Source organism: Pelorhabdus rhamnosifermentans (assembly GCF_018835585.1).
In the GTDB taxonomy this organism is placed as follows: Bacteria; Bacillota; Negativicutes; order UMGS1260; family UMGS1260; genus Pelorhabdus; species Pelorhabdus rhamnosifermentans.
This window is the reverse complement of record NZ_JAHGVE010000156.1, coordinates 1-259: the sequence shown is the minus strand read 5'-3', so window position 1 is coordinate 259 and position 259 is coordinate 1. Positions and strand designations below refer to the sequence as shown.

General features: G+C 64.1%; 1 protein-coding gene. It reads left to right on the top strand.

The features are described from left to right. Window positions 1-66 precede the first annotated feature (66 nt). Window positions 67-259: MaoC/PaaZ C-terminal domain-containing protein (locus Ga0466249_RS26170; protein WP_215832415.1), on the top strand; the 193-nt coding region annotated here is incomplete at its 3' end.

The following is a 259-nucleotide window of genomic DNA, read 5'->3' as shown; positions in this document are numbered from 1 at the left end:
CAACCAGAACGGCGTCCATGTCGCCGATGTCTCGCGCACCATCGTGGTGCGCAATGCGAGGCCGTCATGAGCAGCAGCGTTCCCGCGGTCGGCGATGTCATCGTCCACAAGGAGTTTCCGCCGATCACCCGGCATCGCCTCGCGCTGTATTGCGGCGCTTCCGGCGACCACAACCCGATCCATGTCGACATCGACTTCGCCAAGGCGGCCGGGTTTCCCGACGTGTTCGCGCACGGCATGCTCGTGATGGGTTATCTCG